The organism is Arhodomonas sp. KWT (genome assembly GCF_010993615.1).
Window position 1 is genome coordinate 28,949 of sequence record NZ_WNXE01000026.1, and the last position, 5,571, is coordinate 34,519.

At 68.3% G+C, this 5,571-nt stretch carries 5 protein-coding genes and 1 pseudogene; 3 read left to right on the top strand and 3 right to left on the bottom strand.

Annotated features, from left to right (window positions below; genetic code table 11):
* Positions 1–322, top strand: a pseudogene (locus tag G7A99_RS25280) (NAD(P)/FAD-dependent oxidoreductase); the annotation flags it as partial.
* Between the two features lie 408 nt (positions 323–730).
* On the opposite strand, the gene G7A99_RS07060 reads toward G7A99_RS25280, so the two are convergent.
* Genes G7A99_RS07060 through G7A99_RS07070 form a run of 3 tightly spaced genes read right to left on the bottom strand, consistent with a single transcriptional unit; the run spans position 731 to position 3,654 of the window.
* Positions 731–2,212 carry an NAD(P)(+) transhydrogenase (Re/Si-specific) subunit beta gene (locus G7A99_RS07060; protein ID WP_018717603.1) on the bottom strand — a complete coding sequence of 494 codons (1,482 nt, stop codon included), beginning with the start codon at positions 2,210–2,212 and terminating at the stop codon, positions 731–733.
* Positions 2,213–2,230: 18 nt separating this feature from the next.
* Positions 2,231–2,521, bottom strand: coding sequence for an NAD(P) transhydrogenase subunit alpha (locus G7A99_RS07065; RefSeq protein WP_018717604.1), 291 nt, complete (start codon positions 2,519–2,521; stop codon positions 2,231–2,233).
* A complete protein-coding gene (locus tag G7A99_RS07070; protein WP_163139305.1) occupies positions 2,521–3,654 on the bottom strand; it encodes a Re/Si-specific NAD(P)(+) transhydrogenase subunit alpha in 1,134 nt (377 codons plus the stop codon). The genes G7A99_RS07065 and G7A99_RS07070 overlap by 1 nt, the downstream gene beginning before the upstream one ends.
* Before the next feature lie 463 nt (positions 3,655–4,117).
* Between G7A99_RS07070 and G7A99_RS07075 the strand changes: the two genes are divergently transcribed.
* Entirely contained in the window at positions 4,118–4,723 is a 606-nt protein-coding gene (locus G7A99_RS07075) for an HNH endonuclease (protein WP_163139306.1), read from the top strand.
* A gap of 72 nt (positions 4,724–4,795) precedes the next feature.
* Positions 4,796–5,571: 5'-3' exonuclease H3TH domain-containing protein (locus tag G7A99_RS07080; protein WP_240466153.1), on the top strand; the 776-nt coding region annotated here is incomplete at its 3' end.

Below are 5,571 nucleotides of genomic sequence, written 5' to 3' on the forward strand. Positions count from 1 at the left end.
GCTGCCGGCGGACCTGATCGTCTACGCCACCGGCTACGGCTCCATGAACGGCTGGGCCGCCGAGATCATCTCCCAGGAGGTCGCCGACCGGGTCGGCAAGTGCTGGGGCATGGGCTCGGACACCAAGCGCGACCCCGGCCCGTGGGAAGGCGAGCTGCGCAACATGTGGAAGCCCACGCAGCAGCCGGCGCTGTGGTTCCACGGCGGCAACCTGCACCAGTCGCGCCACTACTCCCACTACCTGGCGCTGCAGCTCAAGGCGCGGATGGAGGGCATCGACACCCCGGTGTACGGCATGCCCGAGGTCCACCACCTGAGCTGAGCCGCGGGCGTAAACAGATCGCCACGAAGCAGGGCAGTCGCCCCACGACGGAGACGGCCCCGCGTAGGTCGTGCACGGCCTCTGGCCGTGTGCGATGTTTCGCTGCAACGCCCGGGACGTCGCGCACCTCACGGTGCACGACCTACGTGTCTATTAGTCCCGGCCGTCGCGAACACAAGGTCGGTTACTCGTGGCAACGGACGGCGGTGGTGGTGTCGCCGGACACCTCTGCGGTCGTGCCTGGTGTCGGTGTAATCGCGGCCACGAACGGGCCTGTGGTCGAGGAGGGTACGACGGCCCCGGCTCCCTGGTCATCGCCTGTGGCCACTTCCCGGCAAGGCGCGCTCAACCAAAAAAGGCCGCCCCGGGGGGCGGCCTTTTCGTGTTGCCGGAGTGTCTTGCCGGCGGTTAGAACTGCTTGACCACCTGAACCAGCTCGCCGGCGACCTTCTGGCCGTCGCCGAAGAGCATGCGGGTGTTGTCCGCGAAGAACAGGTGGTTCTCCACCCCGGAGAAGCCCGTGCCGCGTCCGCGCTTGATCACGATGACGTTCTCGGCGTCGGACACGTTGAGGATGGGCATGCCGTAGATGGGGCTGGACTCGTCGGTCTTCGCCGCCGGATTGACCACGTCGTTGGCGCCGATAACCAGGGCCACGTCGGTGGTCGCGAACTCGGCGTTGATGTCCTCCATGTCATAGATCATGTCATAGGGGACACCCGCCTCGGCGAGCAGGACGTTCATGTGCCCGGGCATGCGGCCCGCCACCGGGTGGATGGCGAACTTCACGGTCACGCCCTTGTCCTGCAGCAGCTCGACCATCTCCCAGATCTTGTGCTGCGCCTGGGCGACGGCCATGCCGTAGCCGGGGACGATGATCACCTGGCTGGCGTAGGCCATCATGATGCCGGCGTCCTCGGCCTGAACTTCCTTCATCTCGCCCTCGGGGCCCTCGGACTCGGCGGACTCGGTGGTGCCGAAGCCGCTGAACAGCACGTTGGTCAGCGGGCGGTTCATCGCCTTGGCCATGAGCTGGGTGAGCAGCGAGCCCGCCGCGCCGACCACGGTACCGGCGATGATCATCGCCGGGTTGCCGAGCACGTAGCCCTCGAAGCCGACGGCGAGGCCGGTGAGTGCGTTGAACAGCGAGATCACCACCGGCATGTCGGCGCCGCCGATCGGCACGGCCATGAACACGCCGAAGAGCAGGCCGAGGGCGAAGAAGATCACCAGCACTGCGAGGCTGTCGCTGTAGAAGCTCCAGATGCCGAAGATGATCGCCGCGGCGAAGACCACGATGTTCACCAGCTGCTGTGCCGGGATGAGGCGGTTGCGCTTGAGCCGGCCGTCGAGCTTGGCCCAGGCCACCAGCGAGCCGGTGAACGCCACCGTGCCGATGAGCGCGCCGACCAGGCCGAGGATGGCGACGTCGGCGCCCAGGGCGTGGCCCACGGTGGAGTTGCCGCCGATCAGCACCTGCGCCTGCTCGATGGTCAGGTCCTTGGCCGCGGCGAACTCGCGCACCCGCACCATCGCCTCGGCGCCGACGCTGTCCACCGCCTTGATCAGCTCCACGGCGGCGATGGCCGCGGCCGCGCCGCCGCCCATGCCGTTGTAGAGCGCGACCATCTGCGGCATGTCGGTCATGGCGACCTTGCGTGCCGAATACCAGGCGAGAACGCCGGCTACGCCGATGGCGATGACGATGAGCGTGTAGTTGGTCGCGCCGTGGAGATCCGGCTTGAAGAAAGTGGCCACGGTGGCGATGACCATGCCCACGCCCGCCCAGACGATGCCTTTGCGGGCCGTCTTCGGCGAGCTCATTCCCTTGAGGCCGAGGATGAAGAGCACGGCCGCCAGGAAGTAGGAAAGCTGTACCACGTTATTCATTATCGACAGGCCCCCTGCTTACTGCTCGTCCTTGCTCTTGAACATCTCGAGCATACGTTCGGTCACCACGTAGCCGCCGACCGCGTTGCCGGCGGCCAGCAGCACGGCGAAGAAGCCGATGAGCTGCTCAACGCCGGTCTCGGCGTGGCCGAGCGCGACCATCGCGCCGACGACGACGATGCCGTGGACGAAGTTCGACCCCGACATCAGCGGGGTATGCAGGATCACCGGCACGCGTGCGATCACCTCGTAGCCGGTGAACGCGGCGAGCATGAAGATGTACAGGGCGACAAAACCTTCGATGACCATTACTTGTTCCCTCCTTCCAGGCGCTCGCGCGTGGGCTCGTGCCGGACCTCGCCGTCGTGGGTGAGGCAGCTGTCGGCGATGACCTGATCGTCCCAGTCGAGGTTCAGCTCGCCTTCCTTAACCAGAAGCGCCAGCAGGTTGTAGAGGTTGCGCGAGTACATTTCGCTGGCGTGGGTGGCCGCCGAGCTGGCGATGTTGCGCGGCCCGACGACGATCACGCCGTTGTGGTCGACGTCCTCGCCGGCCTTGGTGAGCTCGCAGTTGCCCCCGGTCTCCGCGGCCATGTCCACGATCACGGCGCCGCGTTTCATGCGCTCCACCGTGGCCTTGTCGATGATCTTGGGCGCGGGCTTGCCGGGGATGGCGGCGGTGGTGATCACCGCATCCGCAGCGGCGACATGGTCCGCGAGGACCTCCTGCTGCTGGCGGCGCTCCTCGTCGGTGAGCTCGCGGGCGTAGCCGCCCTCGCCCTCGGCCTTCACGCCGGTCTCGACGAACTTGCCGCCGAGAGACTCCACCTGTTCCTTGGTGGCCGAGCGCACGTCGTAGGCCTCGACGATCGCACCCAGGCGCTTGGCCGTCGCGATCGCCTGCAGGCCGGCCACGCCAGCGCCGATGACCAGCGCCTTGGCCGGGCGGATGGTGCCCGCGGCGGTGGTGAGCATCGGGAACAGCCGCGGGCTGCGCGAGGCGGCTAACAGGGCGCACTTGTAGCCGGCCAGACTCGCCTGCGAGGACAGGGCGTCGATGGACTGTGCGCGGGTGATGCGCGGCACCAGCTCCATGGAGAAGCTCGTGACACGGCGCTTGAGCAGGTTCTTGATCCGGCTGTCGCCCTCGTGGGGGGCCATGAAGCCGAGCAGGCAGCTGCCTTCGCGGAGCTTGCCTGCATCCTCCACCGTCGGCGGCTGGACCCGCAGGACCACGTCGGCGGCGGCGTAGAGCTCGTCGGCGCTGTCGACGACGGTCACGCCCTCGTAGTCCGCGTCGTTGAAGCCGCTGGACTCGCCGGCGCCCGCCTGCAGCAGGACCTCCACGCCGAGCTTGTCGAGCTGCTTGACGACGCTGGGTACCAGTGCCACCCGGCGTTCGCCGGGCGCCGTTTCCCTGGGCACGGCAACTTTGATCGTCATTAAACTGTCTCCCGTATTGTCGTGCTGTTGTATCCGGTGCCGTTCCCCGTCGTGGCGGGTCGGGGGTTCCCCCCGCCGGGGCCGGCCGGATCGGTCCGGACGCGCTGGTGGTGCCGCGCCGGCGCAGCATGCCCGCGGGCGTGCCTCGGCAGCGCTGGGGCAGGCCCACGCGTACCAGTGTAGTGCCCGGCCCGCCGCACCATGGCCGCCGGCGGGCGGCGTAGCGCGGGCGGGACCACACGGGTCGACCGATCGACCAGTATATGGGGGTTCGGTGCTAGGGTCTAACCTATGGAAAGTATATTTTAGATAGCTTGCCTCTATCCTAATGCCATGACCCCGCCCTCTGCGGGCGCCGGAGCCGCTGTCAGGCGCGTGTAACGGTTGCGCGGCAGAGTGTGGGTATGGAATAAAGGATTCATCCAAGACCCGTCGCAGGGCGGCGGGAAGGCGGGGTGTATCGATGAGGGGCCTTGAGCACCACATACTCCGCACCGATGTCTCCGGCATGCCGCTGGAGTGGATCACCTACCAGGACGCGGTGCGGCTCTATTATCTCGCGCAGGTGGCTTTCGCCTGCGGCCAGCGGCTCTATCGCATACGGGGCGGATACAACGCGGTGACGGGCAGGCGCAGCGTCATCGACGTCAACTCGATCATCGCCACCGAAGGCACCGCCCAGGCGGCACTCAAGGGCCGCGCCGGTTACATTCCCCCCCTCAACAACGCCACCCTCTTCCGTCGCGACGACCACATCTGCCTCTACTGCGGCGAGCGCCTGCGCGTGAGTCTCCTCTCCCGGGATCACGTCAAACCGGTGAGCCGCGGTGGCCTGGACGTGTGGAACAACGTGGTCACCGCCTGCAAGCGCTGCAACAACCACAAGGGGCATCACGCCCCGGAAGAGGTGGGCATGCAGTTGCTCGCGGTGCCGTTCACGCCGACCCACGCCGAGTACGTCTACCTCCAGGGCCGGCGCATCCTCGCCGACCAGATGGCGTTCCTGCGCGCGCATTTCCCGCGGCGCAGTCCGCTGCGCGAGCGCCGGGGCATGCTGCCGCACGCGTGAGCCGCGCCGGCTGGCCAAGGCGCGGGCGCTTGCCTACACTGCCTCGGTACCCGACAGCCCCATGGGAGAGCCGTGTACCGGCCGTTGTACCTGATCGACGCCAGCCTCTACATCTTCCGCGCGTGGTTCGCCGTGCCCGAGGCGGTCCGCGACGATAGCGGCGCCTGCGCCAATGCCGTCCACGGCTTCGGGAGCTTCCTCTGCGATCTCATCGAGTACGAGGGGCCGAGCCACGTGGTCTGCGCCTTCGACGAGAGCCTGACCACCTCGTTCCGCAACGAGCTCTACCCCGACTACAAGGCCAACCGCCCGCCGCCGCCACCGGAGCTCGAGCGCCAGTTCGACGTCTGCCGCGAGCTCGCCGAGGCCCTAGGCGTGGCCACCCTGGCGAGCCCGCGCTACGAGGCGGACGACCTCGTCGGCAGCGCGGCGCGGCACTGGCGCGAGGCGGGCTACCACATGGTGTTCGTCACCGCGGACAAGGACTACGCCCAGCTCCTGGAACCCGGCGACTGGTGGTGGGACGCCGCCCGCGACCGCTGGCTGGATCCGGCCGGGGTCGAGGAGACGCTGGGTGTGCCGCCCGGGCGGGTCGCGGACCTGCTCGCGCTCGCCGGCGATGCCGTGGACAACATCCCCGGGGTGCCCGGCATCGGCACCAAGACCGCCGCCGCGTTGCTGGCCCGTGCCGGCAGCCTCGACGACCTGTATGCGGACCTGGACCAGGTCGCCGAGAGCGGCGTGCGCGGGGCGCGACGGGTGCGGGGGCTGCTGGAGACCCACCGCGAGCAGGCGTTCCTCTCGCGCCGGCTCACGCGCATCCGCTGCGACCTGCCCATCGCCCATGC

Excerpts from the sequence above, each read along its gene's own strand:
- G7A99_RS07075 (WP_163139306.1), top strand. The coding sequence starts at position 4,118 with ATGAGGGGCCTTGAGCACCACATACTCCGCACCGATGTCTCCGGCATG.
- G7A99_RS07060 (WP_018717603.1), bottom strand. The coding sequence starts at position 2,212 with ATGAATAACGTGGTACAGCTTTCCTACTTCCTGGCGGCCGTGCTCTTC.
- G7A99_RS07070 (WP_163139305.1), bottom strand. The coding sequence starts at position 3,654 with ATGACGATCAAAGTTGCCGTGCCCAGGGAAACGGCGCCCGGCGAACGC.
- G7A99_RS07065 (WP_018717604.1), bottom strand. The coding sequence starts at position 2,521 with ATGGTCATCGAAGGTTTTGTCGCCCTGTACATCTTCATGCTCGCCGCG.